The sequence below is a fragment of the Pseudorhizobium endolithicum genome, assembly GCF_902153245.2.
Classification (GTDB): Bacteria; Pseudomonadota; Alphaproteobacteria; order Rhizobiales; family Rhizobiaceae; genus Neorhizobium; species Neorhizobium endolithicum.
Window position 1 is genome coordinate 297,497 of record NZ_CABFWF030000011.1, and the last position, 24,972, is coordinate 322,468.

Below are 24,972 nucleotides of genomic sequence, written 5' to 3' on the forward strand. Positions count from 1 at the left end.
GCTGGCCGAGCCGTCTCAGCCAGGAAAAGATCCAGATGCCGACCGTGGCGCCGACCAGGCCGCCGGCCAGCAGGACCGTACCGAGCTTCATGTCCAGCGTGCCGCGGCGGAAATGCGTGATGGCGCCGGAGATGGAGGAAGCGACCACCTGGTTGGCGCCCGTGGCCACGGCGACCACCGGAGGGATGTTGTAGAAGATCAGGAGCGGCGTGATCAGGAAGCCGCCACCGACGCCGAACATGCCCGAAAGAAAGCCGACGGCCGCACCCATCCCGAGAATGATGAAGATGTTGACCGAAAGCTCTGCGATCGGCAGGTAAATATGCACGCAAGTGACCTGAGCGGAAGCGCCGACACGTATACGTCGGCAGGATGGTAATGTTAAACCCGGCGGTAAGGCCTCAATCTTCGACGAAGATCTCATCTCGCCGGCGGCGAATGACCGACAAAGCCGGAGCAACGATCAATACGCCTGCAACCAACAACATCAGGGCACTGAGGGGGCGCTCGACAAACACGGTAGGATTGCCCCGCGATAGTAGGAGCGCCCTACGCAAATGCTCCTCCATCATCGGTCCGAGGATGAAGCCCAGTAGCAAGGGGGCCGGCTCACATCGCAAACGGATCAGTATGTAGCCAACGACACTGATGAGGATCAGCATCCAGACGTCGAACATTGAGTTGGAGAAGCTGAAGACGCCGATGCAGGTAATCACCACGATCGTGGGAAAAAGCAGATGATAGGGGAAAGTAAGCAGCCGCACCCAAAGCCCGACAAGCGGCAGATTGAGGACCACCAGCATCACGTTGCCTATCCACATGGAGGCAATCAGACCCCAGAAGAGTGCGGGCTGCTCCGTGATCACGTTCGGTCCAGGCTGAATGCCGTGGATCATAAGCGCTCCGATCATCAAAGCCATGACGGGGTTGGACGGGAGGCCAAGCGTCAACATCGGGATGAAGGACGTTTGAGCTCCTGCGTTGTTCGCAGACTCTGGACCTGCAAGACCTTCTACGACACCACTGCCGAACCGAGAGGGTTCTTTTGAAAGTCTCTTCTCTACGGCATACGATGCGAACGAAGATAGTGTGGCGCCACCGCCTGGCAGGATCCCCAGAAGCGATCCAATTGCCGTCCCGCGCAATATGGATCCCATCGCACGATGCAGACTTTTCAGCCCCGCTGCAAGGCCACTGATCTGTGCGACAGTTGCGTGCCCTTCTTCTGAATCATCGAGGTTACGCAGCACCTCCGCCACAGCAAAGAGCCCCATGGCAAGCGCGACAATGGCAATACCGTCGAAGAGGTCCAGAACGCCGAACGTGTACCGCTGAACACCAGAGGTGACATCAGTTCCCACAAGCCCTAGCAGGAGGCCGACAACGGCCATGGCAACCGCTTTGAGAACAGAGCCGCTGGCAAGCGCGATTGCTGCAATTAAGCCTAGCACCATCAACGAAAAGTACTCGGCCGGCCCGAACAGGAGAGCAGCCTTGGCCAAAGGCGGAGCAAGCAAGGCAATGATGAGGGTGGCAATCGTCCCGGCGATGAAAGACCCTACAGCCGCCATGGCGAGTGCCTCGCCGGCACGACCTTGCCGTGCCATCTGATATCCCTCTAAAGCGGTCACGACTGCCGATGATTCACCAGGTGTATTGATCAGGATTGCCGTCGTCGAGCCGCCGTATTGCGCGCCGTAGAAGATGCCTGACAGCATGATAAAGCCGGAAACAGGAGGTAGCCCGAAGGACAGAGGCAGCAACATAGCCACAGTCGGCGCAGGTCCGAGGCCCGGCAAGACTCCAATCAGGGTTCCAATCAACACGCCGGCGAAGCAATAGAAGAGGTTTAGCGGTGTGAGCGCAGTCTCAAACCCAAGCGCCAGATGCTGAAGCAGATCCATCTCAACCTCCAATCCACGGTCCGATGCCATGTAGAGGCAAGCCCAGCGCTATGCGGAAGATCAGATCGCAGGCGATCGTCAAGAAGACCGCCAGAGCTATCGCGGAGCGCCACCTGAATGCAGGGCTGGCAGAAGCAGCCATCACCACGACCACCGGCATTGTGAGATAGCTGCCCAAGGGCTGCATCAAGCCTGCAAATGCAATCATCGCCAAAATCACTCGCGCATGGGGACCGATCTTCGGCCACTGCAGCGTCTCGTGATTGGCTAGTCCCCGCGCCACAACCGCCAGCCCAATGACGATCAGCAACGATGACAAGACAATGGGAAAGAAACCGGGACCCATGCGCAGCAACGAACCAAATCCGAAATCCAGCGCAAGAACTAGAAAGCTGCCTCCCAGGATGATGAAGAGGCCGCCTGCCAAGACGTCAGCCCCCATGATGTTACGCATTATTTCCCTCCCGTGACTGCACGCTGCCTCGGCCGATTACTCAAACGCCGCCCACTACCACCGAGGGATCCTGTAGAGGCGGAGCCGGATAATGCAATCCACGCTGCCCTGACAGACCACGATTGGGTTGCACCACGCTCGAGGGTACATCGACACCGACGAACCCGTCCGGGTTGACTGCCTCCAGATCCTCTCCGTAAAGCTCGTCCCGAAGCAGCTCTTGCAGTCGCTTCAGGACATGCTCGTGATCTGGCGAGGCGGAGAGATCATGCATTTCATGAGGATCATTGAGGATGTCGAAGAGCTGAAATATAGATCCGGCAGGATACCAAATAAGCTTGAATCGCTCGTCTCGGATCATTCGCATCGCCTTGGCTCCAGACAAGGCCTCGGCATAAAAAGTCGCGCGTTGGTCTGCCGACACCATTGATCGACCTTCACAGCTCTCGGGTACAGCGATGCCGCAGAGCTGAAGAAGCGTTGGCATGATGTCACGTAGACCCACTAGGCGATCGTCGATCACCCCACAGCCGACCTGTTGGTCATCTGCTGTGCCGACTAGGATCATGGGAACCTTGGCAGAGCCCTCATACATCAGGCGCTTGGCGTACAAGCCGTGGTTTCCGAGCATGTCGCCATGATCACTGGTGATCAATATGATCGTATTGTCCAGGATCTGCTCCTCGCGTAGCGTTCCTATGAGTACACGCAATTGATGGTCGATATGTGTGCAGAGCGCATAAAAGGCTCTCCGCATGTCCGCAAGCTGAGCCGCTGGCAGCTTTGTCCAGTAATCTCTTGCTAGTCTCAACGGATATGGAAGGCGCTTGTCATCCAGAGCCCAATCCGCAACGTAAGCCTCGTCGATATCTCTCGCACGGTAGCGCTCAAGATAGCTGGCAAGCGGAATCAAGGGGGGGTGCGGCGGCGTATACGAAACATGCCACAGTGCAGGCCGCGTCGGGTCGCGACGTTTCATCGAACGCGCCGCTGCCCAAGTGGTCCAATTGGTAACATGGAGCTCCTCAGGAAGGTGCCATGTCCTCCAGCTATATTCGTTGTTGCTCATGCCGTGCAGGAATTGCTGACCCGCATACCCTTTGTCGGCAAGGAACATCTCATAGTCATCTGTACCGCCAAGAGCCCCGCGCCCCTCTTCTGCCAAGAGAGCATCGTCGAAGCCGATACGGTCACGTTGCGGATAGACATGTAGCTTGCCAATCGCCTGCGTTTGATAACCAGCCTGTCCGAAAGTGTACGCCAATGTCGGCAGGTCCGCCGGCATTCGAAGCGAAGGCTGGAATGTCCGGTCCCCATGCCGTCGCGGACTTGTACCCGTCATGATTGATCGACGGGCTGGAATGCAGACAGGACATTCGGAATAGGCATTAGAGAATCTTGTGCCTATCGAGGCGAGATGATCGATCGTCGGAGTTTCGATAACCGGATGACCTGCACAACCCAGAAGACTCCCTGGCCATTGATCAACCGTTACAAACAGCACATTAGGTTGCAGCTTGGCGCTATTGTCACCGCGGCTTCTATTCAACATCGTCATCTCGCCGTTAAAGCTTAGTCTTTGGTCACGCCCGCAGCGGCGATCAGGCTCTTCATCTTTGTGTTCTCGGCCGCGATGAACTCGCCGAATTTTTCTGAAGAGCCTCCCGCGAGATCGATGTTCAGCTCCGCAAAGCGATCTTTGATCTCCTGCTCCTTGAGAATCTCGTCAACTGCAGAATTGACCTTATCGACGATCTTGGACGGCACTCCCGCAGGATACATGATCCCGTGCCAGGAGGTGAAGGCGAAGTCCTTGACGCCGGCTTCCTGCATCGTTGGAACGTCCGGGAGCGCCTGAGAGCGTTCAGTACCTGTTACGGCCAACGCCCTGAGAGCACCACTTTTCACATGCGGGACCGCCGTACCGTCGATCATCATCGGCACGTGTCCCGCAATAACATCCGTCAACGCTGGGGCGGAGCCGTTATAGGGGATATGAACGGGATCGATACCAGCCAGACTTTTGAAGTATTCGAACGCCAGATGCTGCGGTGACCCATTTCCGGACGATGCGTAAGAAAGACTCTCGGGATCTGCCTTTGCGAGATCGATCAGCTCTTGGACCGTGTTTGCCTGAACAGTCGGATTGACCACCATGAGCAGGGAAACGGACGTCACCTGAATTACCGGATCAAAGTCCTTGATCGGATCATAGGTCAAGCTCTTGTAGACGTGTGGGCTGATTGCGTGAGTGCTTATGTCCCCGATCTGCATCGTGTACCCATCCGCGGCCGCGGTGGATAGTTCCGTTGTCGCGATCGTTCCCCCCGCTCCGGGCCGGTTCTCAACGATGACCGATTGGCCCAGCTTCTCTCCTAATTTAGGTGCGATTGTCCTGGCAATGAGATCGGTGTTGCCGCCGGGCGCGAACGGCACGATCAGGGTGATCGGCTTTGTCGGCCAGCCCTCTTGAGCAGATGCAGTTGAGATCGACAGAACCGCAGCACCCATCACGGCGGCGGTCAACGCAGCTATCTTTTTCACGAGGTTCCTCCCTTTGCACTGCAGGCTTCCTCAAGCCTGCCTTTGATAAAAGACAATTAGAAGGTATACTTATGAATTCTGATATGGAAATTAGAAAGTCTAATAGATGATGGACCAGAAGCTGCTCATCTCGTTCGTTACCCTTGCCGAAGAGCTGAATTTCGTCCGGGCCGCAGAGCGGCTTCGGATCACACAGTCGGGGCTCAGCCAGCAGATCGCGAAGCTTGAGCAAGTGCTCGGCTTCGCTCTTTTCGACAGAACGCGTCGCCGGGTTGCTTTGACCGACCCTGGGCGGAGCCTTTTGGAAGAGGGAAGGATAGCTCTACGGCAACTTGATCTGGCGGTGGAGATGGCAAGACGCGCGTCTGAAGGTCGATCGGGGCGTTTGACGATTGGCTTTGCGGATGCGGCTGCTTTGAACATATTGCCGAAGCTAACCTCGGAATTTTCCCGTCGTTTTTCCGGTGTGAACATCATCCTCCACGAGATGATTTCTAGTGAGCAGGTTGAAGCCTTGCGGGCCGGGCGGATCCAAATTGGGCTCCTCAGGCCGGTCTTCGACAGCGACGAAGAGTTCGAGACGCACCTCCTTCTGCGGGAGCGGTACGTGGTCGCCGTGGCCACAAACCACCGGTTAGCCGATCAACATGTGGTGCGCATTCGCGATTTGGCCACCGAAGGGCTAATCATGACTCGCCGCGTCAAGGCGCTCTATCTTGAACGAAATTTCCAACTGGCATTCAGAAAGGCCGGCATTCAACCAAAGGTCGTCCAGGAAGTAAACGAACTCCACGCGATCTTGGGACTTGTTGCAGGCGGCCTCGGTGTCGCGCTTTTTCCGAAGTCTATCACAAAACTGAACCTCGACGGGGTCGCTTATCGTCCCTTGCACGCGCAGGAGTCGCCAGTTGCGGAGCTTCTCATCGCCAGCAGATCCGACGAGCGCAGCATTGCAGCACGCAACTTCGTGAGGATGGCCATCAACACTTTAAAGCCGCTAACCGGCGGCGAGGACAACTAAGCGTCATAGGCTACGCGGAAGCCGGTATTGCCGGCAGACGTATCGGCTGGACGTCCGGAACGTGCTGCTATCCGATAACGGTAGCAGTAGCTTATGTGGCACAGGTATGAGCCGCCTTTCATTACCTTCTCCGAGAAGCGCAGAGCCTCCAGGTTTCGACGGCGAGAGGACTTGGAAACAGACCGGACTTTGAACGGATCGGAGCACCACTCCCAGACGTTGCCAACCATGTTGAACAGACCATAGCCGTTGGGCGAGAAGCTTTCGACCGGGGCGGTTCCCACATAGCCATCGACCGCGGAGTTGGTATGGGGAAAGTTGCCTTGCCAAATGTTGCAGAATACCCGCTGATCTGTCGGCTCCTCATCTCCCCACGGGTATCTGGGATGATCCAAGCCTCCGCGGGCGGCATGTTCCCATTCCGCCTCCGTTGGGAGCCTTCCACCACACCACCTCGCATATGCGTTAGCATCAGCCCACGAAATATGGACAACCGGGTGGTCCTCCCTGCCCTCTAGGTCAGAGCCCGGTCCTTCAGGATGGCGCCAGCACGCACCATCGACCTTTCGCCACCATGGCGTTTCAGGCGGGACTTCGTGTTGAGACGGATTACGAAGCAGAAGGTGAAAAACAAAGCTCCACCCAAACCGCTCAGCTTCCGTGACGTATCCCGTACCGTTCACAAAAGCTCGAAACTGAGTGCCGCTTACCGCGTGTCTGGCTATTGAGAAGGGAGCAACCTGAACGCGGCGCTTTGGCCCCTCCCCATCCAGCGCAATCACTGGGTCAGAGCTACCGACAAAGGACCTGGCGCCAGGGATTAAGACGACATCACCCCTGCTCCCGTCCTGTTTGATCTTCGGTGATTGCAATCCGCGCTCATCGCTCCGGCAAAGATAACCTCGTTTTAGCGCACTACAGCAGGCAGTGGAGCCATGCTGGTTTTCCGGATCGGTCGCGGCAGCTGTGACCCCGTGCTTGCTTTTAGTGTTCATTTCAAAGTCGCTCATTCTCACCACGACATGGTATCTTTGTCTGCCCCGTAGACTATGGCAGCAGCGAGGATGAGATCAATAACCGTATCATGGCGGTTATGGGACGTCTGACGAGAACGATCTGTTGTACCTCCTGCAAAAGAGGCAAGCCCTTTCGATCGTGGTGGACCGCGACGGTATCGGCAGATCCTTTTGGCTCGCGCGTTGCTGAGCCTCGTTATCTGCCGCAGAGCATCAACGGGAGCTGACGTCGCTTCCTGCTCTGCGGCGTAACCGGCAGTCCTTTAGACGCGCGTCTTCGATGACCGGGCCCCCAGACTACTGCGGGTATGAAGCGTTTTAGTCCGTTCCGTTCTCGACCGCATTTTCAATTGCCCGCACGATTGCTGCGCCCACCATCGCAACGGCTTCGTTTCGCTTATCCATGTCCGCATCGCTTCCGGTCAGGTAGATCCCCGCCAACCAGGGCTTGCCCTGCGGCGGCCTTATGATCGCAATGATCGAACGCGACCCTCGCTCACCAGCGCCGGTTTTGTCCCCGATGGTCCAGCCCTTCGGGAGGCTGGCTCTGATGAGCTTGTCTGCCACCTGGTCAGCGATCATCCACTCCTCCAACTGCCTGCGAGAAGCTGGCAACAATACGTCGCCCAGCAGGAGACGTTCCAGTGTCGTTACAACAGCCCGCGGCGTCGTGGTGTCGCGCGGATCATCCGGTAGCGCCTCGTTCAGCTCCGGTTCCCAACGATCCAGACGCGTTACCTCGTCACCGATTTTTCGCATGAAAGCAGTGAAGCCCGAGGGACCACCGACGCTGTCGAGCACAAGGTTTCCTGCTGTGTTGTCGCTCAAGGTAATCGTCGCATGGCACAGGTCGCCGAGGGTCATCCCCACTCCCACGTGCTTTTCTGTAATTGGGGAGTAGGTGACGATGTCATCGGCACCATACTTGATGATCGCCTCGAGGTCCTGCTCCCCTGCATCGACCCTGGAAAGAGCCGCACCACATGCCAGTGCCTTGAAGGTGCTGGCAAGAGGGAATCGTTCGTCTGCACGATAGGTAGCTGCAGGTGCCTCGCCGTATTGCTGCAACAGGACCCCAACACGACCGCCAAGGTCAGCTTCAACCTCGGCTGCAGTTTCCGCAACAGTATCTGCGGCTGCAGGAGATACCACACCTACCGTTAGTGTTAGCATTGCGATGGGAACAAGCGATAGAAAGCGCATTGATTACCTCGTATTGTAAATGCTCCTGGCCTAGGGTCGCGCTATTAGGCAAGCCTGTGACGGGCCCAGAAGCAGTTCTGAATTGGAGACATCTGCGAGACGCAAAAAGTCTCGTGACGATCTCTAGCTCTGCCTGATCCAACGCAGCAAACCAGTAATTCTCGTCCGAGACATTAGTAAAACTAGGGCGCCCTGGTGCAGCGAGATGAGGCTCTGTCGGAATCCAGGCACAGGGGAAACAGGTCCGACTGGCATGCCTTCACGTCGGCTAAACGCGCAGTCAAAAGGCCCAAATGAATTTTGGGCTCGTGCAAGAAACTCTAGTTTGTCATCCACCCATGACGTGAGGCAGTTCTGGGGAAGAAAGGAGACAAATTCCATGGCTACTTTGAACAAGTCTACCTGCATCGCCACCGCATTCCTTATGCTGGCGCCCCCTGCTCACCCGGCCTCCCCAGAGCGTGGAAGTCTCGAGCACATCGTCAATGGTGCAGTTCAACCTGTCCTGGAAGCTCATGAGGTTCCGGGCATGGTCGTCGGGCTCACCATCGATGGTGAGCGCTACTTCTTCGAATATGGCGTGGCCTCAAAGGAGTCCGGACGACGAGCCACGAAGGATACGTTCTTCGAGATTGGTTCAATAAGCAAAGCGTTTACGGCCACCCTTGCAGCCTATGCTCAAGAGAGCGGCTCGTTGTCATTGACGGACAAAGCCAGCCGTTACCTGCCCGCTCTGGAAGGCAGCAACCTCGACCGGGTATCCCTCCTCCAGCTGGGCACCTATTCAGCAGGCGGCCTACCGCTGCAGTTTCCTGACCATGTGACCGATCAGGAGGAGCTGGTGAAGTTCTACAGAAGCTGGCGGCCGGAGTATGAACCCGGAACCCACCGGCTTTATTCCAATCCCAGCATCGGGCTCTTTGGCTTCCTCGCCGCTAGGTCGCTGGGAAAGTCATTCGACGAAGTGATGGAAAGCTTGCTTCTTCCCAAACTGGGCTTGGAGGATACCTTCATCGATGTTCCTGATCATCGTATAGGCGACTACGCCTTTGGTTACACGAAGAGCGGAAATCCCATTCGTGTCTCTCCGGGAATGTTCGATTCTGAGGCCTATGGAATAAAGACGACAGCGGCCGATATGCTCCAGTTCCTGGAGGCAAACATGGGCCAGCAAGAGCTCGAGGATGACCTGTCACAAGCGCTGGCCACGACCCGGACGGGATACTTCAAGGTTGGCGACATGGTGCAGGGGCTTGGATGGGAAATCTACCAGTGGCCAATTGAGCTGGACCGCTTGCTCGACGGGAATTCTGCCGAGTTGGCTTTCAAGCCGCATAAAGTAACGAAGCTTGATCCGCCCAAGCCGCTGCCGGGCCAGATACTCGTCAACAAGACTGGCTCGACCAATGGCTTCGGCGCCTATGTAGCTTTCCTGCCAGGCAGCAGGATCGGCTTGGTGATGTTGGCAAACAAGAACTACCCGATCCCGGAGCGTGTCCGGATTGCCTATGAAATCATGACAGCACTTGAGGATTGAGGATGCAGCGTCGATGACCTGTGCCAGACCAAACGCGTACGCCGCCCAGCGCCATTTGTCCCGACTGAAGTCAGCGCTCGGCAGCAAAGGAAGTAGCGGTGGTCATAGTAGGATTCGCTCGTGAACGGCATTGTTCGCCTGGCCAATTTTCGGTAGAGGCTGACGGCGATCAGAGATTGGAGCGTGGCATGGGGTCCACAAAGTCGTCAGACATATAAGCCGCAACAACACCTTCTTGTTGTTGCGGCGTCGTATCGTATCAAGTCCACGAACTGACAGATAGACGCCGCCAAGTGTTATCATTTGTGCGGATCTTCATCATGTCGACCAATTCCCATGTCTGGACATATTCTCTGCCGGCAGCGCTACTGCTGATGGCTCCCTTTGACATCCTCGCCTCGCTTGCGATGGACATCTATCTTCCGGTCGTCCCCGCTATGCCTGGGATTCTCAAGACCACTCCTGCTGTCGTTCAGCTCACGCTGAGCCTCTACATGATTGTGCTCGGTTTGGGGCAGCTCATCTTCGGCCCGATTTCCGATCGGGTCGGGCGGCGACCTGTTCTCATCGGAGGTGCAATGCTCTTCGCAGCCGCATCGTTCGGTCTAGCTACAACTTCAACGGCCACCGTATTTGTCGTCCTTCGGCTTTTGCAAGCAGCAGGCGCCTCCGCTGCGCTTGTCGCGCTATTCGCAACCGTTCGAGACGTTTATGCCGACCGCCCCGAAGGTGTGACCATCTACAGCATGTTCAGCTCAATGCTTGCTTTCGTCCCCGCTCTCGGACCGATTGCAGGGGCTATCATCGCTGATCGTTTCGGGTGGCGGATGATCTTCATGACGCTCGGCGTCCTGGGGCTTCTGTCGCTTCTCAACGCTCTCCTGCGGTGGCATGAAACTCGCCCCGCGTCGGCGGCGCCTTTGCAGGCTAGGTTTGGGCCCATCATGCGCAGCCCCGAATTCTGGTGCTACACGCTTGGATTCAGTGCGGCAATGGGCACGTTCTTCGTGTTCTTCTCGACGGCTCCGCGTGTCCTCGTTGCCAAAGCAAGATATTCCGAGCTGGAGTTCAGCTTCGCCTTCGCCACCGCGGCGCTCGTGATGATCGTCACCGCCCGCTTCGCCAAGGTCTTCGTGGCGAACTGGGGTATCGGCGGCAGTCTTCTGAGAGGCATGTTGACGCTGCTGGTGGGAAGCCTTTGCCTGACTTTGGGACAGGTCGCTGGTTCTCCCGGTTTACTGACGTTCGTCGTTCCGATGTGGGTGATGGCGATCGGCATCGTCTTTACGGTATCCGTCACCGCGAACGGCGCCTTGAGGTGCTTCGATGACACTGCCGGTTCAGCCGTCGCCCTCTATTTCTGTGTCCAGAGCTTGATCGTGGGCATTGTTGGAACGCTCGCCATTGTCGCTCTACGAGGCGACACCGCGTGGCCACTCATAGCTTACTCCTCCAGCACGGCGCTTCTAACATTAGTGGCACTAGGTCTCCTTAGCCGACGGGACGCCTCATGAAACTACCATGCCGGACTGCAGGCTGCAGTCCGGCTGAACGCCAGCCGGCCATCATTGATTGGGGGAGAGGTTATGGAAACGGAAGAACAAAACCTGCAAATCCAAGGGGTGTTGGAAGCACTCGCAAGCATCCTCGGCGAAGCCATTCATGCCGTCTATCTGCATGGTTCAGCAGTGTCAGCAGGGCTGCAGCCACAAAGTGACATAGACCTTCTCGCGGTCACAGGCCGACCCATGTCGCCCTGGGAGCGACAAGAGCTGCTTTCGAGACTTCTCATTCTATCGGGGCCGCACCCTCGCAAAGCGAAGCAACCACGGTGCCTCGAACTTCTCGTATTCGCCGGGACCAACGACTTAATGCAAAGCTACCCTGCTCAAGCGGACTTCGTTTATGGGGAGTGGTTGCGTCCTGAACTGGCGGCAGGCGCAGTTCCGGGCGTCGTGAGGGACCCGGAGAACACATTGATCCTGGCGCAGGTCCGGCGGGAGTCGGTATCATTGATGGGGCCACAAGCCTCCTCCCTTCTTCCCGCTATACCTCAGGAGACGATCCGCCTCGCGATAGGCGATGCGCTGCCTATGCTGCTAAGTGGCTTGCCGGGAGATGAGCGAAATGTCCTCTTGACCCTGGCGCGGATGTGGCGCACCGCGCAGATTGGGGATTTTGCGTCAAAGGCTGATGCCGCCGACTGGGCAGTGCCGAAGATGCCGATCATGGAAGCTGACACGCTGGATTACGCCCGACGGGCATATCTCGGCGAAATTGTAGACGCCTGGAACGACAAGCAAGACGCTGCGCATGCTGCGGCGGAATTCCTGCGTGACCGCGTCCTCGAATGCCTGCAGACAACCTTCGATCAATAGGAAGATATCAGCAGCATTACGATCTACAGAACCTTACCGCTTCGCCTTGACCCCGAGCACAAGTGCATGTTGCTTCACGCTGCGACACTTCGCACTGGCACGAACACTCCGGTTGTAGCCTTGATCGAGAGACTCCAGATCACCGGCAGACGCCTGGACAGGGCTTCAAAGGCTGCTCACGAGCCATCACAACCGGCTGCTCCCTTTAATCGGCTCATCGACGTACTTCCTCATCGCGCAGCGCCGCGTCACCGGAAGCCCTGCTTCGCCTTCGGCACACAAGATCGCTGCCAGTCGAGGGTTGAGTTCGGGGTCCGCCAAGGTCTTGAAGCCGAGCCTGCGGTAGTAGGGCTCATTCCACGGTACGTTCCGAAACGTGGTTAGGGTAAGTGCTATGGCCGCGTGGGTGACCGCCAGTTGCTGGGCCGCTTCAATCAGTTTGCCCCCAACGCCACGCCGTTGGTGAGTCTTGTGGACAGCGATCTGCCAGATATGCAGGGCATCCCGCTCCACAGACCCCGTCAGGAAACCGACCACGTTGCCATCCAGCTCAGCGACCAATGCGACGCCGTCTGCAACGAAAGCTTGATGCTGTGCCTCTGATTGCACATCATCATCTGCGATCCATTCCAGCCCCGGACATTGTCGGAAAAGCTCACCGGAACTGCGTTCAATCTCGGGAAGCAAAGCCGTATCCCGGCTAGACGTCTGCCTGATGCGTATCATTGTCAAAATCCTTCGAACATGCTCATCTCAACCAAGGCAAACACATTCATAGCGGAGTTGTTGGCGCGACAGTCCGTAGGAAGGCCGGCCTAAGCTTGTAAGCGGTCACGACTTCTTCGATAAGATTCAGTACCGTGGAACTCGTCGCCTCTCTAGCTGTCTGGTGCGTGCAAGCTATCAGTCAGCAGGCCTACATCAGACGCCTAGGTCGTGAGTGTAGCCGTCGGATTGGGAGCGGATCGGTCGAGGCCGGACCTGTCGATGCCTATTCGGCAATTCCGTGCGCATCCACATCGGTCTCCGCAACAAGGCTGCCACTCATTCCTGTCTCCGTATAGAAGAGCACCGCGATTTCTTGGGAGTGCGCCATCGAGACCATGGCCTTACCATGGCCTTGGAGAGTCTAAACGGAATTGGCTGGGCGTGGTTGCGTTTTCATTGATGGGAGCAGAACCTGAGACCGTCGCATGGGTCGCAAGCCTCACAGGTGAAGGGATCAGGACCGGCAATTGGTTATTCCAATGCTGCACGTCTATAGGAACCGAACCTATCTAGCTGTGCGCACGCGATGGAAGTGACATGACACTGGCGGAAGCCTCCGCTGTGGTTTGGGCAGCTCATTCTTCACAGATTGCGCCTTTAGTCACTCAGGGGGTACTGCTGGGGCTCTTGTGTCCAATAATGGACATATGGAAATACACGAACAGGCGCTGGGCAGCGCCTGTTCGTCATCTGCAAGTCCATGGCGCAATCAATGCGCTTTCATCTCACTGACGATCTGTTGCGGCGTCAGCGACGAAGGATAGTAAGTGGGCCAGTTGGTCACTTCATCCAGGAGGGCAGCCCGATCATCGCCCCAGTAGAGGTGGTAGTGTTCGGCTTTCTCCGGAGCAATCTTGTGGTCGCTGAACTGTATGAACTGCGGCGCATCCGCATCTCCTTCGATCTTCTTGAAGATGAAGCGGACACCTCGGTTGCCCTTCTTGTAGGTCAGAATTTCCTTTCCGTCATAGGCGTAGTTGCCCCTGGTCCGAGTGCCGCCCCTGTAGAAGGTCACCACGTCCCCTTCGATGGTGATGCGATCGACATCGGTCCTGTAACCGACCTCGTATTCAGCGCGAATCTCATCGACACTGGACGTGCCCTTCTCGGCCTTGTGCTCCCATACCGGCTCGAGCGTTCCATCCTTCAAATACGGATAAACCGACTGCCAATCGCCGGCGTAATCCGAGAGCGGGCGGTCCTTGACCTGGCTGTCTTCGAAATAGCCCGCGTAAATCTTAGGATCGCCGTGGCTATGCGCGTGCTCATCACCATCGTGGTTGTGGTCATGGCCGGCGTCGTGACGCTCCTCCCCCTCGTGGATCTTGCCGCTGCCACCGGCCACCGCGATGTTGTACGGCTTGCCTTCGACCTCGATCGTTCCGACTTCCGTGAGTTCATCCTTTGCGATGCGACGGACCAGGCGGGCGTTCGGATCGGTCATGACGATCTCATCGCCTGCCATTGCAATGCGCGGGCGTGGGTCGTTCCAGTGACCATCCATGGAATAGGGTTCAGTCACCTTAGCACTCTTGGACAGCTTGCCATCCAAAACGTCAACCTGGTGCAGTGAGCCGTCTTCGGTCAGGACATAGCCGAAGCGGGCATTGGCAGGATCCAATGCGAAATCGACGCGGCGGAACGGCAGTTCGATGTAACGGAAATGGGGCTCATCGACGGGATCGACAATGACCAGTCCCTTGGCGCCGTAGTTGCCGAGGAAGACCTGCATGCTCTTCGCACCCAGCAATGTCCCAGTTGCCTCACCGCTCGGCAGATCGGCGGGGTAGGTTAGCATTTTCGTGACGGGGCCATCCTTGCCGGCAGTCACCGTCAAGATGCCTTCCTTGCAGCCTGCTGCGAGGTACGCGCCCGAAAAAGCCTCGCCGTGGATGCCGGTGCAGGTGGCGACATCACCAGTCGGTGTACCGTCTTCATTGACGGCGCGCAGTCCAACACGCGTCGGAGCAGCATCGCCTTCAACAGGAGCATCAGAGGCAACAGTGGTGACCCAGCCATTGCCGATGGGTGCTGCGAAGCCATGATGCGGCCGTGCCTGCTTTAGCTGTTTGGACTCGATCGTGTTGTGGGCAAGCTTATGCGCTTCGACGATTTCAGCATAACCACCTTTGTCAAAGTTGATCACGACCTTTCCATCGTGGTCGATGACGTGGAACGGCCGAGGTCCGGTTAAGGTGTCACTAACGGCACTCGGCTCTTCTATGTCGATGTCCGAGTGGTCGCCGTGAGAGTGCAGCGAGATACCGCTGTTGATGAAGTTGACGGCATCGTCGTCGGATTGGACAGACACGATGGCCGATCCGCCATTCACGCTGTAGAGCTTGTTTTGCCCTGTCGTCTCGAAAGTCCAGCGGTTCTCCGGCTTGTTGAGATCGAACGCTGTTACCTTCCCCGCTTCATGATCACCGACGAACACGCGGTATAGCGTGACGCCTTCGGCGTCCTCGTCAGCGAATGCCATGGGGCCGATAAAGGCTGCCGATAGCGCAAGGGCGGAGACGCCCATTACCAGTCGTTTCATATTCATCTCTCCTTTATGTTATTACGTAACACTAACGGCGCAGCGTTCGCCGCCTGATCCTGGAAGCTCAGCCTTGGTTGATGCCTGAGACGAGAGTTCTGGCGTCGTAGCGCACCATGTCGATGTAACGCGGTCAGGGACCGCTTTCCTTTCGGCAAACGTTCACCGCGTTCCGCTCGTTTGGCAGCGACTGCTTAGGTAATGTTATTACGTTCGTCAACGCAAAATGTAACGGTATAACAGATCAGCATAAATCTGGCATCGAGGCCGAGAAATCACGTCGTTCAGGATGTACGCCCCGTGCGGGAGAAGCCACCACATGGTCGGCCCCGCCTATACGCTCGGCTATATCCTTGCCCGGGAAGACCGCAACCAGCTGAGCGAGTTCCGCAAGCCTACCCAGCCGCGGCGCGTCGCAATCGAGGCTTGACTCAAGGGGTATGTGCTGGTGATGGACAGCCGAAAGGATCCGCGCGCTGCCTCGGCGGCCCACTTCCTCGCCACACGCCTGATAATGCGCCGCGTGGCCGGCGTTGTTACCGATGGCGGCTTCCGCGACGCGGCAATGATCGGTGATCTCGACATTCCCGCCGATCACGCTCGACCTTCCACCCCGACCAAATCCTCGTTGGAGATGATGACAGCGTGACCGTCATTCCTCAGGACATTGCGTCTGATGTCGCGGACGAAGCAGTTGAAATGACCGCCTACGAAGATTTCATAGTGGAACAGGTCAAGGGGGCGCCGCTATTATCGGATTTTATCTTGCACGAAGGACGAGCATGCGGAGGATTTTGCCAATTGGCGAGCGTCAAACAGACGATAGGTAGTCTGGACAAGGCGACAAGGCTCGGAGGCACCTGCCGCGGTCTCGTCCGTCATAAGGGCGCTCCATCCCCAAAGATGCTGCAGCCACTCCTATCGCTCGTCGGGAGCTATCCTCTCCCGGCACACTTTCTCGACGAGCACTTGGAGAACGGTAATCCGATCAACAAGCCAGTCGAGCTCCTCTCGCGTCACCTCGTAATGCGACGAGTAGCGCGCATCGACATAGGCGCGATCGAGCCGCTCGAAGCAGCGCCGGGCAAAGCGGGTATCACGCGGCCAGGCCTCGATCAGCTGTGGCTCGATCCGCTCGGCAGTGGAGCGGAGGAATTTGAGCCGATGAGACTTTGGGCTGTAGAGCGTAAAAACGAGTAGCGCACAGTGGTAGGAGGCCTCAGCTGCTTGATGGAGATTGAAAGCAGCCATTTTTGACCAACCACGGTCAAGCTGAAGCTGCGCTGTCTCGAAAAACTGTTGGGCTCGTTGGAGCCAGTCTTCGAGGAACTCCTTTGCCGCTGCTGCTTGCTGTGATGGTTGAAGGACCGTTGGCTCCACCAGTGGATGCCCCGGCTCCTCGTAAAGAGCAATACCATCCTTGGAAATATCGACGAAGAACGGCAGCCCGCGAGCCAGCTTGTCGTTCACCTCCGCCAGATCGTGCGCGATTACCTTTGCCGGTGCACTGATCGTCTGCTTGACCGAATACTCCAGCGCCAGCCGGTCATCGATCTTCAGCCAGATCTCATCCTCCTCGGCTGCCGAGTGGATGTTGACCACAGCGAGAAGGTCATAGTCCGAGCGATAGCCGCTCTCGACATCCTCAACCCAGTCACCGCGGGCATAGGAGCCGAACAGGATCACCTTGAGGATCTTGCCCAGCCGCTTCTTTTCCGACTTGCCTCTCTGCCACTCGTCGAACTCCTCGAAGATCACCCGCAGGATATGGGCGAGCTCCTGGCGCTTTCGTTCAGGAAGATGGGCAAGGCTGTCGGACAAGGGGTTGATCTGATCCATCGTGGTTCTGCAGCTCCTCATAGCCGATCCGACTGCATAATCCATCGAAAAGCAATTGCAGGATTGTGGGGTGCTCAGGCGAGATGAACAGCATTCAGTCTCCTGCTCTTAAGCGATGAAGATGCGACGCCGCTCTGGATGCGCGATCGCGTTGAATACAAGATCCAGATGATGGTCTGTCATTGGCCGCGTCCGCTATTGAGATAGCGCAATCTCCGCCGAGGAGGCAATATGGCGAAATCGAGCTTCGAAGAGCAGATAATGCAGGGCGTATACGTGCTTGGTCGCCAGCGCGATCAACTGGCATTCGAAAAGCGAAGGCTGGCAAGGCAATTGCGCTATGCTCAGCATTCGCCCGGCTTACGAGCCTTTCAAAGCAATAGGACTTGGGATGGTCTTCTTCGCTGCAATGGGAGCCGTTTCGCTCATCTCGTTCGACGCAAACAGTGGCTCCGAAGCTGGATGACACCAGTGCTCAGCCTGCCGCTCATTCTGTTCGCTTGCGGCAATGCGCTGCGTGGCGAAAGATGGTCAGCGGATCAGAAGCTTCAATCACTGTTTCGGTAGCTGGCAGTTCTGACGGTAGTTATGAACCACTTTACTGGGTTGAATAATTTCGGAGAATGTATTATCTGAACCATTTCAAGGGTCAGTTAATGCGCCTAACGCTCCAAACCTATTTTGATGGTGAGCGGCATCACGCTGCGACGCTGGAACTCAAGGACGACGCGGCTGGCTTCCAGGGCGCGTCGATCGTCGATTACGATCTCGGAGGTCGCGATCATCTTCCCGACTGGAAGCACATTTGCGGCGAACTGAAGCCTGATCCTGCTGAGCAGAGTGCGCTCGAAGCTGAGCTTAGCACGTTTGCCGAACACCTGCGCCAGGCCCCGACCATGGCGAAAGACATGAGCACGCCTCCGGACATTCTGGATCGCGCGATGGGGCGCTGTATCGCGATAGCAGACAGCGTTCTGGCGGCGTGTCAATGATGGCGAAGGACCGCTAGATGGCTCGATGGAAAAAGCCGACGAAAGAGGAGATCCTTGAAAACCGCAGAACGCTGGCGGAGCGTGCTCGAACCGGGGATCTGAGGCTGCTCGGTGCGGTAGCGGAGATCCGCAAAGGATTCGGCATGACGCAAGAAGAGTTTGCCAAGACCCTGTCGCTGACTAGGCGCCAAGTTGCGGAGATCGAAGCCGGCACGGCTAATCCAACGCTTGAAACGATAGAAAGGATAGGTCGGTTGTTCGGCTTTGTTGTGGGATTTGTTCCTCGGCTCGGGGACCGGGATCGCATGTAAAAACGTAGTTTTAGTATCAGTGCAGAACCGTCTCGTGTCGGATGCCAAGTAAGGGGCTGCGGGATGATGAAGAAGAGGCATCTACGACAGAGGCGCTCGCGGATCCCGACCCGCTCTCCGGCGTCGTCGATGCACCCCTCACCTTGCCATGGAGATGGCCGACTTCATCCGATTCAAGACTTCGACATTGACCGAGATCGGCTACCGCAGGAATGGCGTCCGGAATGAGGAGACAGCCAGCCAGAAGATTGAACACCTCGGATTGATGTTCAGTGCACTCGCAGCCTCCCCGGACGGGATCGTCAAAGGTCGGGGCGTTGCTACGTAGCGTGCAGCCCATCGAAGGACTGGTCAAGCCTGACCAGTGTCGCCGATCAGCCGCCTGAGCCCCTGATGAAGGTGACGTTGCGGCCTAAGAAGAGCCTGATGATGAAGGTGCGCGCGTTAGCGTCGCTCCACTCGCCTCGATAGTAGTTGCCGCCTTGAAGGGATCTGAGCCTGCGACGGGGCAATCAGACTAGCTAATTTCTTGGTTCCGTTTGCTTAAAAAGCACAGGAAATGCCAGTTGGAAGCTTCCGTTTTGCATTTCAAGTGGTCTTTGGTTGCAGGGGCAGGATTTGAACCTGCGGCCTTCAGGTTATGGTCCGCAGGACGACGAGCTACCTCGCCAGCGAAGATGAAGTCTTCGCGCCAGCGACATGATGCAGGGGAGAGGGATTTGGTTGCGGGGGCTTGATTACATCGAAGACTTGCATGGCGTTGTCCGACACGAGCGCCTCTATGCGGAGCCCATTGTCTCGACCCGTGGGCCATCCGGACGCAGTAGAGCAAAAGCGCCAACGGAACCCGCGGCGGATCAGCATGGGAAGATGGAGATCCTTCTCCGGCACTCAATGCTGAACGTCGAAAGGAGATCCTTTCAACTCAGCAAGATCACGTCGGGCTCGCCCCCCCGGGTGGAGATCAGAATTTGCGAAATGAAGCACCGGACGTTGTTGATCAAGTAAGGGAGAACATCTCCCTCCTTCCCGCAAGATCGGGAAGCGAGGTTATGGCATCGGCTCCGCTAAACAGCGCCTTCTTCAACCGCGAAAACGAAAGTTCCTGATGCTCGACCGCGAGGCGGTCCGCAGCCTCCACGTCCCGGTCCGCTATCGCATCGACTATGGCGCGATGCTGCCGCACAGTCTCCTGCACGTGCAGCACAAGTTCGCTGTCCGAGCGAGAGTCGGCGATGTTCTGACGATCGGTGTTCGAGAAGCAGGCGCGTGCCAGGCGGCTGGACGCAATCATCGCCCGCTCGTAGAATTCAAGGAAATACCGATTGTGAGCCGCGGTTGCTATCTGCATGTGAAAATCGAAATTCACATCCTGCCGCTCCAGCCCGTCACCTTCGTATACCAGCTCCTCGAAGGCAAGCATCGCCCTGCGAATAACCGCCAGCTCCGCGCTGGTTCGATTTTCCGCGGCGAGCCTATTGATCATCCGGCTCGATACAAGAAGTGCCTCGTAGATCTTCGGAACATCGTCGAAATCCAACGGCGCCACGCGAGCACTGCGACCGTCGCGAATGACAAGGCCGTCGGCGATAAGCTGGATCATCGCCTCTCGAACCGGCGTGCGCGAGACGGAGAGCGACGCGGCCAGCCCTGCCTCATCGATGATGGATCCGGGGCGCAACTCGAGACGAATGATCGCGTCGCGCACGAGCTTCTGGACCTTGGCTCCATCCCGCTCACTGACTTGTTCAGACATCAGGACCACGTGCCTCGCCTTTTTTGTCACCCCAGTAACACCCATTCGTCAGAAAATACGCAACAGAAAAATACGAAATCCGGCTCTGTGACGTCAGTCCGTCAACACAACGGAATTCACGGGATCCCATTCCAGAAGAACTTCGGTTCCCGCCTGAACTCCCGCCCTCCCATGTTCGGAGATTGCCTTCGACGTCACGACCATGCCATCCGCCATCTCGACCTGAATTCGCGTCATACCACCGATAAAGGAGGTGTCGATGATCCGGCCGCGGAGTGAATTCCTGCCAGCAGCGGGCTCGTTCTCGGGCGAGCTCATCATCAGACGCTCGGGTCGGATCATCAGCCTGCACTCCTGCCCGACCGCGATCTCGCGGCTGGGTACCGCATACTCACCTCCGATGTTCGCAAGAAATCGGTCACGTCCAGTAATCCGTCCCGAGATCAAGTTTGACTCGCCGATGAATTCCGCGACGAAACGGTTTCTTGGCTCGAAGTAAAGTTCATCCGGCGTTCCAAGCTGGGATATTCCCCCCACATTCATCAGGCAGATGCGGTCCGACATGTTCAGCGCTTCCTCCTGATCATGGGTCACATAGATGAAAGTCGTCCCCAGATCCGTATGAAGACGTTTGATCTCGTCCTGCATCTGCTCTCGCAGATTCTTGTCCAGCGCGCCGAGCGGCTCGTCCATCATGATGATAGAAGGCGAATACACGATGCAGCGCGCGATGCCGACGCGCTGTTGCTGACCGCCGGACATCTGCTTGGGCTTGCGTTCATCGAAGCCTTCCAGCCCGACCCGCGCAAGAGCATCATGGACTTTCTTGCCGATCACGTCCTTCGGTTCGCGCCGTATGCGCAGGGGATAGGCGACGTTCTCAAAAACCGACATATGGGGCATCAGCGCGTAGTTCTGAAACACCATACCGATCCCACGCTCGCGCGGGGGAGCGAAGGTGATATCGCGCCCTCCAAGCAGGATGCGACCGGTCGTGGGTGCAAGCGATCCCGCAATCAGGTTGAGAAGCGTCGACTTTCCCGAACCGGAAGGGCCTAACAGGGTGAGAAACTCTCCCGATTTCACCTTCAGGTCTGTTGGGCGAAGCGCCGTGAACGTGCCGAAATTCATCGATACGTTTTCCAGAGTAATGGCAGCTTCATCGTCCTGAAGCTGGTTGACCCGGTCTCTCGTCATCAGCTTACTCCTTCACCGGCACGGTATAGGCAAGGCGTAGACGGCCACCATCGGCATAGATCGTCTCGCCGGTCATGTAAGAGGAATCCTCCGAGCCCAGGAAGACGCAGATTCGTCCAATCTCGCGGGTGCTTCCAAGCCGACCGAGCGGGGTGCGGGCAAGCATCCCCTTTTGCACGGCAGGGTCATTCTCGAAGATCTTTGCCAGAAGTTCTGTCTCGATCGAGCCCGGACCTATGCCGTTGACACGAATACCATGCGGCGCCAGACCCAGGGCCATGGCGGACGTCAACTGGTTGATCCCGCCCTTTGACACTGCATAGGCGAGGATATGGGGGCTCGCGACAAGCGCATTGATCGAACTCATGTTGATGATCGAACCCTGAACGGCGTGTTCCACCATCCAGCGCGCGCCGGCCTGCCCCACAAGAAACGCACCCTTGAGGTTGACCGACAGCACCTTGTCAAAGTCCTCTTCCCTGAGGTCGAGGATCGTCCCGGTGAGGTTGATGCCGCTATTGCATACGACGACATCAAGCCGGCCGAATGCCGCAACGGTCGCCGCTACCAGCGCTGAGGCATCCGACGAACAGGAGACGTCGCAATGGACGTAACGGCAGACATCGTCTCCGCCGAGGTCGGCTGCGAGCGCCCGACCTTTTTCGTCCTGGATATCAGCCAGGATCACACGGGCACCTTCGGCGACATATTCTCGTGCAATGCCCTCGCCGATCCCCTGCGCCGAGCCGGTGATGATGGCAACCCTGCCTTCAAGCTGCATAGTCTCGATCCTTATCTCTCCGCACGCGCACCGCGGCTCTCGGCGTCATAGTCAAAGTCTTCAATCGAGTTCGAAAGGAACTGCTTTTGAATGCGCTGCGTTGGCGTTTTGCGGAATTCTTCGATGAAGCGCACGAAACGCGGGACTTGGAAGCGCGCCATGCGTTCGGCACTCCATGCCAGCAGATCCGCACCTTGCAGCGTGCTGCCCTCGATGCGGCGCACGAAGATCTTAAGATCCTCGTCACCCATCTCGTTGACTACCCCGACAAGCGCGCACTCGGCGACCTCGGGGTGATCGTTCACGACACGCTCCACCTCCCAGGCCGAGATGTTCTCGCCGCGGCGGCGCAGGCTGTCCTTCTTGCGTCCGAGATACGTGATGAAACCGTCCGCATCGACATGTGCGAGATCGCCCGTGTAGAGCCATCCCTCCCGCAAGGCAGAAGCGGTAGCCTCCGCGTTCTCGTAATACCCGACCGTCAACACGCCTGGCTCGCGCTCGGCCACACGGATTTCTCCCGGAACACCCGGAGCACAGGGATTTCCGAGCTCATCCACGACTTCCACCGCATAGTAGTCGACGCCTGTGCCGATGGATCCCAATTTTCCGGCCTTGCTGCCACCGGGATTGATCGTCGAGAAGCTAGAGGTTTCTGTCATGCCGTAGCCTTCGCGAATCTCGATGCCAAAGCGCTCCTCGAAGGCGCCCCAGACGTCGCGCGGGCAGCCACCGCCCCAAGCAATTCTCGCACCATGGGTAAGGTCGAGCTCGTTCGGTGGCTGCTTGAGCAGCAGCTGGAGCACCCCACCCACGAAGTGGATATGGGTGGCACCGGCATCTTTGACCTCGCTCCAGAACTTCGATGCAGAGAACCGCGGCACCATGTGCAGCGTCACGGGTACCATCAGCGCAAGCACGAGAACCTCCGCGCCGAAGACATGATAGATCGGATCCCAGAAATGCAGGACCGAACCCGGCTGCATATCGGAAAGCCAGATCGACCCGAGCGCGGTGGCTTGCACCATGCGGTCCGACATCTGCACGCCCTTTGGCGCACCGGTCGTGCCGGAGGTATAGAGAATTATCCGCAGATCCTTCCAGTCGTGGGCTATCACCGGCGCGGCAGCCGCATCTGCCACCGACATCTGCGAGAGCGCGTGGCCAGGCGCAGGAAGCACGGTCTCTCCCTCGCGCAAACGCCAAACCACATCCGCACGAGCACCTTTCGCCTGGGCGGCTCTGATCGGCTCAGCGAGCACGTCGGAAAATTCGGCATCCGCCACGATCAGCGAGGGCGCGCTGTGCTCGATCTGATAGACGAGACCCGGCCCCTTGATTGCGACATTGACCGGGACGAGGACGGCTCCCGCGCGCATAATTGCGAAGAAGCATATCACGTGGTCCAGGTGATGACCCATCATCACAGCCACACGGTCGCCCGGCTTCACGCCGAGTGCAGCGAAACCGGCAGCCACGTGCTCCACGCGCGCTGCCAGGCTCGCACAGGTGATCTCCTCACCATTCGCGCGCATGTAAACATGGTCCGGACGCTCCGCCGCCGCCCGGGCCAGGAGCCCGGGTACAGTTTCGTCATCGCGAAAAAAGGGAGCCCCTTCGGCGCGAGCCAACTTTACCACAGCCATTCTCCTGCATCGGTCAGCGTCCAGACCTCTTCACCATCCGCGGTCAGCGGAGCACGATCCAGTTTGAGATGGCCATTCTTCTGGCGCACGACCATCACAAAGAATTCGAAGATGGAGGCGCGAAGTTCGGCGTCGATATCCGTGGTGAAGGGCGTGAAACCGCGAAGCCGCAACACTGCCCGTTCGGCATTGCCTTCGACCGAAACGTCGTTGCGGAAGGACGTGAAGATTGCCGCAAACAGCTTGAGTACGCCGACGGCGTCCTTGCCATGCTCGCCGGTCGCATTGGAAAGCGTCGGCGTGAACTGGCAGGCCAGAAGGCGCATGGCTGCGCGGATTATGTCGTTGGCAGCGTTGACGCCCAGCAATTCGTAGAGGATGTGGATGACGTGGCGGACATAGTCCACGGCGTAATTGTATCCACCCTTCAGGACGCGAGCTTCCGGCCAGGTCACCGGGTTCAGCTTGGGAGCCAGCTCCGGAATGAACTCGGGGCTCTTCTCCACATGCTCGACGCGGAAGCGTTCCTCCGGGCGCAGGTCGTGGTCGTACTCGTAGAAATAACCTTCGTCGTAGGGATGGCCTTCCGAGACGAATTTTGTTGCCACCCAGCCCAGGCGCGGACAATCAAGAAGCTCGCCATTGCGCGGATGCCAGGTCGAAAGAATGGTGCGACGCACCGAGGTTGGCACGCAGAGCGCCGCCATGCCGGGGTAGGAGCCCCAAGGCGCCATATAGCGGATCCAGGCCTTGCGCGGGCTTTCGATCACGATCTGCATGTTCAGCCCGCCGATCGAGTTCGAGAAGTAGTGGTAGAGCGCTGCGGTCACGGCCGGCGGATTGTCGCGAATTTCCAGCTTGTCGAGAGCCTGGAGGAACCGGTCACGCTGCTCCGAGGCCAGGAGCCGGCGCCAGATCTCGACCAGAACGGCCTCACCCTTTTCGCGATAGCACATCGAGGTGATGCCTGAGACCATCTGCCAGGCAAACATGCTGGCAAGATCGGTACGGGCGCGAAGCTCCTCGATCGTTTCGACAGGTTTTTGCTGCAACATTTCCATGGACCTTATACTTGCGGGTGAG

21 protein-coding genes and 3 pseudogenes are annotated in these 24,972 nt (G+C 57.7%); 9 read left to right on the forward strand and 15 right to left on the reverse strand.

Annotated features, from left to right (window positions below; genetic code table 11):
* The 5 genes and pseudogenes from RTCK_RS09530 to RTCK_RS09550 all read right to left on the reverse strand — a co-directional run.
* A pseudogene (locus RTCK_RS09530) lies at positions 1–328 on the reverse strand (sulfite exporter TauE/SafE family protein); the annotation flags it as partial.
* A 73-nt stretch (positions 329–401) separates the two neighbouring features.
* Entirely contained in the window at positions 402–1,904 is a 1,503-nt protein-coding gene (locus tag RTCK_RS09535; protein ID WP_142592613.1) for a tripartite tricarboxylate transporter permease, read from the reverse strand.
* 1 nt (position 1,905) lies between these two features.
* Entirely contained in the window at positions 1,906–2,358 is a 453-nt protein-coding gene (locus RTCK_RS09540; protein ID WP_142592614.1) for a tripartite tricarboxylate transporter TctB family protein, read from the reverse strand.
* A 40-nt stretch (positions 2,359–2,398) separates the two neighbouring features.
* Positions 2,399–3,910, reverse strand: coding sequence for a sulfatase-like hydrolase/transferase (locus RTCK_RS09545; protein ID WP_142592615.1), 1,512 nt, complete (start codon positions 3,908–3,910; stop codon positions 2,399–2,401).
* Positions 3,911–3,930: 20 nt separating this feature from the next.
* Positions 3,931–4,902, reverse strand: coding sequence for a Bug family tripartite tricarboxylate transporter substrate binding protein (locus RTCK_RS09550; RefSeq protein WP_142592616.1), 972 nt, complete (start codon positions 4,900–4,902; stop codon positions 3,931–3,933).
* A gap of 106 nt (positions 4,903–5,008) precedes the next feature.
* On the opposite strand from RTCK_RS09550, the gene RTCK_RS09555 reads away from it, so the two are divergent.
* The gene (locus RTCK_RS09555) at positions 5,009–5,923 is read left to right on the forward strand and encodes a LysR family transcriptional regulator (protein WP_142592617.1); all 915 of its coding nucleotides are present in this window, start codon (positions 5,009–5,011) and stop codon (positions 5,921–5,923) included.
* Here RTCK_RS09555 and RTCK_RS09560 read toward each other — a convergent pair.
* Both RTCK_RS09560 and bla read right to left on the reverse strand, forming a co-directional pair.
* Complete coding sequence (locus RTCK_RS09560) at positions 5,920–6,933, reverse strand: formylglycine-generating enzyme family protein (protein ID WP_328803938.1); 1,014 nt, start codon at positions 6,931–6,933, stop codon at positions 5,920–5,922. The genes RTCK_RS09555 and RTCK_RS09560 overlap by 4 nt on opposite strands.
* A 324-nt stretch (positions 6,934–7,257) precedes the next feature.
* Positions 7,258–8,142, reverse strand: a complete 885-nt coding sequence (gene bla, locus RTCK_RS09565) for a class A beta-lactamase (RefSeq protein WP_142592618.1) — start codon at positions 8,140–8,142, stop codon at positions 7,258–7,260.
* 379 nt (positions 8,143–8,521) lie between these two features.
* Here bla and ampC point away from each other — a divergent pair, with 379 nt between their 5' ends.
* The 3 genes from ampC (at position 8,522) to RTCK_RS09580 (ending at position 12,057) form a co-directional block, all read left to right on the forward strand.
* Positions 8,522–9,679: a class C beta-lactamase gene (ampC, locus tag RTCK_RS09570; protein ID WP_142592619.1), complete on the forward strand. Its 1,158-nt coding sequence runs from the start codon at positions 8,522–8,524 to the stop codon at positions 9,677–9,679.
* Positions 9,680–9,999: 320 nt separating this feature from the next.
* Positions 10,000–11,193, forward strand: a complete 1,194-nt coding sequence (gene cml / locus RTCK_RS09575; RefSeq protein ID WP_142592620.1) for a CmlA/FloR family chloramphenicol efflux MFS transporter — start codon at positions 10,000–10,002, stop codon at positions 11,191–11,193.
* 72 nt (positions 11,194–11,265) lie between these two features.
* Positions 11,266–12,057 (forward strand): aminoglycoside adenylyltransferase domain-containing protein, encoded by a 792-nt coding sequence (locus RTCK_RS09580; RefSeq protein ID WP_142592621.1) that lies wholly within the window; start codon positions 11,266–11,268, stop codon positions 12,055–12,057.
* A 186-nt stretch (positions 12,058–12,243) separates the two neighbouring features.
* Here RTCK_RS09580 and RTCK_RS09585 read toward each other — a convergent pair whose 3' ends face one another.
* Both RTCK_RS09585 and RTCK_RS21110 read right to left on the reverse strand, forming a co-directional pair.
* On the reverse strand, positions 12,244–12,783 hold the full coding sequence (locus RTCK_RS09585; RefSeq protein ID WP_142592622.1) for a GNAT family N-acetyltransferase: 540 nt from the start codon (positions 12,781–12,783) through the stop codon (positions 12,244–12,246).
* Between the two features lie 751 nt (positions 12,784–13,534).
* The gene (locus tag RTCK_RS21110) at positions 13,535–14,170 is read right to left on the reverse strand and encodes a ZinT family metal-binding protein (protein WP_408004522.1); all 636 of its coding nucleotides are present in this window, start codon (positions 14,168–14,170) and stop codon (positions 13,535–13,537) included.
* A gap of 1,467 nt (positions 14,171–15,637) precedes the next feature.
* On the opposite strand from RTCK_RS21110, the pseudogene RTCK_RS09595 reads away from it, so the two are divergent.
* Positions 15,638–16,193: pseudogene (locus tag RTCK_RS09595) on the forward strand (RraA family protein); the annotation flags it as partial.
* Between the two features lie 92 nt (positions 16,194–16,285).
* Here the strand turns inward: RTCK_RS09595 and RTCK_RS09600 are convergent.
* Entirely contained in the window at positions 16,286–17,206 is a 921-nt protein-coding gene (locus RTCK_RS09600) for a HEPN domain-containing protein (RefSeq protein WP_142592624.1), read from the reverse strand.
* 231 nt (positions 17,207–17,437) lie between these two features.
* Here RTCK_RS09600 and RTCK_RS09605 point away from each other — a divergent pair, with 231 nt between their 5' ends.
* The 4 genes and pseudogenes from RTCK_RS09605 to RTCK_RS20870 all read left to right on the forward strand — a co-directional run.
* A complete protein-coding gene (locus RTCK_RS09605; RefSeq protein ID WP_235988641.1) occupies positions 17,438–17,773 on the forward strand; it encodes a hypothetical protein in 336 nt (111 codons plus the stop codon).
* Between the two features lie 56 nt (positions 17,774–17,829).
* Positions 17,830–18,198 carry a hypothetical protein gene (locus RTCK_RS20865; RefSeq protein WP_235988642.1) on the forward strand — a complete coding sequence of 123 codons (369 nt, stop codon included), beginning with the start codon at positions 17,830–17,832 and terminating at the stop codon, positions 18,196–18,198.
* Between the two features lie 17 nt (positions 18,199–18,215).
* Complete coding sequence (locus RTCK_RS09615; RefSeq protein WP_142592625.1) at positions 18,216–18,509, forward strand: helix-turn-helix transcriptional regulator; 294 nt, start codon at positions 18,216–18,218, stop codon at positions 18,507–18,509.
* Positions 18,510–18,604: 95 nt separating this feature from the next.
* Positions 18,605–18,828: pseudogene (locus RTCK_RS20870) on the forward strand (hypothetical protein); the annotation flags it as partial.
* 681 nt (positions 18,829–19,509) lie between these two features.
* Here the strand turns inward: RTCK_RS20870 and RTCK_RS09620 are convergent.
* The 5 genes from RTCK_RS09620 to RTCK_RS09640 form a co-directional block, all read right to left on the reverse strand.
* Positions 19,510–20,265 (reverse strand): GntR family transcriptional regulator, encoded by a 756-nt coding sequence (locus tag RTCK_RS09620; RefSeq protein WP_185927974.1) that lies wholly within the window; start codon positions 20,263–20,265, stop codon positions 19,510–19,512.
* A gap of 93 nt (positions 20,266–20,358) precedes the next feature.
* Positions 20,359–21,462 (reverse strand): ABC transporter ATP-binding protein, encoded by a 1,104-nt coding sequence (locus RTCK_RS09625; protein WP_142592627.1) that lies wholly within the window; start codon positions 21,460–21,462, stop codon positions 20,359–20,361.
* Positions 21,463–21,466: 4 nt separating this feature from the next.
* Positions 21,467–22,243: an SDR family NAD(P)-dependent oxidoreductase gene (locus RTCK_RS09630; RefSeq protein WP_142592628.1), complete on the reverse strand. Its 777-nt coding sequence runs from the start codon at positions 22,241–22,243 to the stop codon at positions 21,467–21,469.
* Positions 22,244–22,254: 11 nt separating this feature from the next.
* Positions 22,255–23,883: a class I adenylate-forming enzyme family protein gene (locus RTCK_RS09635; protein ID WP_185927975.1), complete on the reverse strand. Its 1,629-nt coding sequence runs from the start codon at positions 23,881–23,883 to the stop codon at positions 22,255–22,257.
* Entirely contained in the window at positions 23,877–24,944 is a 1,068-nt protein-coding gene (locus tag RTCK_RS09640; RefSeq protein ID WP_142592630.1) for a hypothetical protein, read from the reverse strand. Before RTCK_RS09640 ends, RTCK_RS09635 begins: the two co-directional genes overlap by 7 nt.
* Positions 24,945–24,972 lie beyond the last annotated feature (28 nt).